Raw genomic sequence first — 3,576 nt, forward strand, 5'->3', positions numbered from 1 at the left:
TCTCGCGGTGGTGCAGCAGGAAAGGCTATAGTTGATCCTGAGACTAACTCTAACTATGTGCTAGTGAATTGGCTTAGCGCCCATCTAGATGCAGGAGAGGCTTTTATTCCTAAAAATGGTGAACCTAGCATTTTTTTATTAGCTCCTCCTGGGGACAATGTCAAACCAGAAGATTTTGTAGCGCTTTACTCCGATGGTAGTTACGGCATATCAATTCATCCTGGAGTATGGCACACAGCTCCCCTACCGCTTTCTGGAGAAGTAGTCTATAAAAATAAGCAAGGCAGTATCTATGCTACAGTAGATTGTCTATTGTTGAAGGAGCAAGATACTTGTCTAAAGATTCCCCTTCGTAAACCTGAAGAAGACTGACAATATAGATAGCCAACACAGCACGGAATAGATAGAAACAGATGATTTTCTATAATTTGAAGTGCAAGTATTTTCCTTAGCCGCTTCTAAAGGAGCTAGAGCGCCAGTTACAAAAAAATTCGCCCCCCTAGCCCCCCAAGTTTGGGGGGAAATAGACTTAAAGTCCCCCATAATTGGGGGATTTAGGGGGCTTAGGGTGGGAGGGAGAAAGGTAAATCGATGTATTTTCTGGAAAATGATGTGTAAAAAAATGTGTCAACTTCTATTACTGAATAGCTGCTAAAAATCGCCTATTTAGTAATCATGGCAGACGAAAAAAAATCCGTATTTATAGACTCATAAATCACTGAAGAACCGAAGTGATTTAGGTTTTTAGTGATTAGTGGAGCGATGGTATAGCAATCTCAAATAGAGAGCGTAAAATGCCAATGGCTAAGTCCAGAAATAGGCTCGTTCACGTCAATTGAATTTCAATTCATTCAATTCATTCAATTCATTCATTCAACTCAACGGAGAATAAATCATGGCGACCATCAAACTAATGCACGCCAAGCTACATCGAGTGCGTGTAACTGAGGCAAACCGCCACTATGTGGGCAGTGTCACGATTGACTCCGACTTGCTGGCACAGGTAGGGATCCTACCCCTCGAAGAAGTAGAAATTGTCAACATTGACAATGGCAATCGCTGGTCAACCTATGTTTTGCCAGGAGAAGCAGGTTCAGGAAAAATTTGTCCCAATGGAGGGGGAGCGCTACTGTGCAAAGAGGGAGATACCTTGATTATCTGGGCAAACGAGCAATGCGATCGCGCTGAAATTTTGAGTAGCGGACACCAAGCGCGGGTACTGATTGCTGATGAAAACAACTGCTGTCAAGAAGTTTTTTACCAGACTCTCACCCCTACTCTCACCCCTAATGGAGAGAAACTGGAATACAACGGCTATCAAACCAGTAACGGCAAACAATTGACCTCTAAGTCAGAGGTAATGGTGGGGGCTGAAGCCTAGTTTTCCAGGAATTACGCATTTGCCTCCTAAATACCCCAAAATTGGGGTATTTTGACATCATTACTTTCCATAAATATCCATAATTTGGTAGATAGGGGTGCTAAATACACTTAAGCGCGTAAGTCCTGTTTTCAAATAAATCGGAAGCAAGTAATACAAAGCATAAAGGTGAAAGATGACAACCCTACTTCGGCAACTCAAAGCCGCTTTTCGGATTGAATCAGTTGCAGTGAACAACAACGGTGTACAAGTCACTTGGAAAGATGGTCATCATAGCTTTTACCATAACCTCTGGCTGCGGGATGCTTGCCACTGTCCCGAATGCTTCCAGCAGGATACATTGAGCCTTAACAGCTCAGAAGGGGAAGGACATGACCCCCTGAAAATGCCACTCAATCCCATCACTGAAGCGGTCAAGATTGATCGTGAAGGCAATTTGGATATAGTCTGGGGCGGTCAAGAACCTGGACATCACAGTGTATTCGATCCATCTTGGCTGCGAGTTCACTGTCAAACAGACCCCGCTCTCAAACAGCGACGAAAACCCCAACTGTGGGATTCATCAGTGTCCATCCCTCATTTCGATTACTACGAAGTGATGAAAGACGATTGGGCACTGTTGCTGTGGTTGGACAAGATGCTGGAATTGGGAGTAGTCATCATTGACAACGTGCCCAAGAATCGAGAAAGTTTTCAGGCACTGATAGAGCGGATTGGACCGATCCAAGAACGATATCATCCCACCCATATCTTTACGTTGGATACAGCAAACAAACTGGCAGGGAATATTCACCACGCCTATCAGTATATGCAACGTTTACATAATCACACAGACCATGTGTCTTACAACGTTCCTCCCAGACTGCAATTTCTCGGATGTATCCAATACGACAACCCAGACTATGACAAACAGGCATATTCCACGTTAGTGGATGGATTTAAAATTGCCCAAGTTCTCAGAACCCAACAGCCAAAATTCTTCGAGTTGCTGACCACAGAGTATGTGCCAACAGGTCGCCGTCGCCTGGGTGTGGAAGAAAAAGTATCTAAGCATGAAATTGGCACCAAGAAGTACCAATGGGAAACTTATCATCGTCAGCATGTAATTAATTTGGATGAAACGGGTGAAGTCTACCAGATTCGTCACCATGAAACAGACCGAGTGCCACTAGAGGTTTCTCCTGATAAGATTCAAGACTTATATGCAGCCTACCAAGCATTTACAGCGCTAGCTGAAGCTCCTGAATATAACGCCGAATTTCTGATCGCTCCGGGACAAGTATTAGTTAACGACAACTGGCGATTACTCCACGGGCGTACCGCCATTCATAATCCTCAGCTGCGACGAGTTTTACTGGGAGCCTACATGAAGCCAGAAACATTCCGTAGCAGGCGGCGACTGTTACTAGGTAAGAAAAGCGGTATGTCAGATATCTGGTTAATGGGATGCTCAGACCGTGCTTTAGAAATTCTGGCAGACCGCACCACAATCTAAAGAAACGACATACATAGCAGCTTGATACATAGGAGCTTGAAATTAACATGACCACGCTACTTCGACAACTCAAACCTGCTTTTTGTATCAAATCCATGGCAACCAGTGACAATGGCGTAGAGATCACTTGGAAAGATGGCCATCAAAGCTTTTACCATAATCTCTGGCTCCTAGATAGCTGTCGCTGTCCTAAATGCTTTCAGCGAGATACCTTAAGCCTCAATAGCGGACATGACCTCCTCAAAATTCCTTTAAACCCAACTACTGAAAAGGTGACAATTGATCCTGAAGGGAATTTGGATATTGTCTGGGGTGGTCAGGAAACAGGGCATCACAGTGTATTCGATCCTTCCTGGCTACGAGTTCATTGTTACAATGACCCAGCCCTTAAACAAAAATCAAAACCTCAACTTTGGGATGCATCAGTATCTATCTCTTATTTTGATTATCATGAGGTGATGAATGATGACGACGTTTTATTGTCTTACTTAAATCAGCTCGTCGAACTAGGGGTAGCAATAATTGAGAATGCTCCAAATGACGAACAAAGCTTTCGGGCATTGGTGGAACGGGTGGGGCCTTTACGGCAACGTTATCATCCCACCAATGTATTTACTATGGATAGACAAAACACAGTTGCTCAAGCTATCCAACACTCTTATCAATTGGGGCGTTTAAGAAATCATACAGACGTTACTGC

4 protein-coding genes are annotated in these 3,576 nt (G+C 43.8%); all 4 read left to right on the forward strand.

Annotated elements, in window-relative coordinates; all coding sequences use genetic code 11:
- Nucleotides 1-372 (forward strand): ureidoglycolate lyase (locus tag F6K20_RS29250; protein ID WP_287297039.1); only part of this gene is annotated, 372 nt, incomplete at its 5' end.
- A gap of 523 nt (nt 373-895) precedes the next feature.
- Nucleotides 896-1,381: an aspartate 1-decarboxylase gene (panD, locus tag F6K20_RS29255; protein ID WP_008188324.1), complete on the forward strand. Its 486-nt coding sequence runs from the start codon at nt 896-898 to the stop codon at nt 1,379-1,381.
- Nucleotides 1,382-1,556: 175 nt separating this feature from the next.
- Nucleotides 1,557-2,876 carry a TauD/TfdA family dioxygenase gene (locus F6K20_RS29260; RefSeq protein ID WP_008188321.1) on the forward strand — a complete coding sequence of 440 codons (1,320 nt, stop codon included), beginning with the start codon at nt 1,557-1,559 and terminating at the stop codon, nt 2,874-2,876.
- A 47-nt stretch (nt 2,877-2,923) separates the two neighbouring features.
- Nucleotides 2,924-3,576 (forward strand): gamma-butyrobetaine hydroxylase-like domain-containing protein (locus F6K20_RS29265; RefSeq protein ID WP_287297041.1); only part of this gene is annotated, 653 nt, incomplete at its 3' end.

Origin of the sequence: Moorena sp. SIO2C4 (assembly GCF_010672485.1) — a bacterium.
Taxonomy (GTDB): domain Bacteria; phylum Cyanobacteriota; class Cyanobacteriia; order Cyanobacteriales; family Coleofasciculaceae; genus Moorena; species Moorena producens.

What these genes read in the sequence shown, in the direction of transcription:
- panD (WP_008188324.1), top strand. Translation starts at nt 896, where the DNA reads ATGGCGACCATCAAACTAATGCACGCCAAGCTACATCGAGTGCGTGTA.
- F6K20_RS29260 (WP_008188321.1), top strand. Translation starts at nt 1,557, where the DNA reads ATGACAACCCTACTTCGGCAACTCAAAGCCGCTTTTCGGATTGAATCA.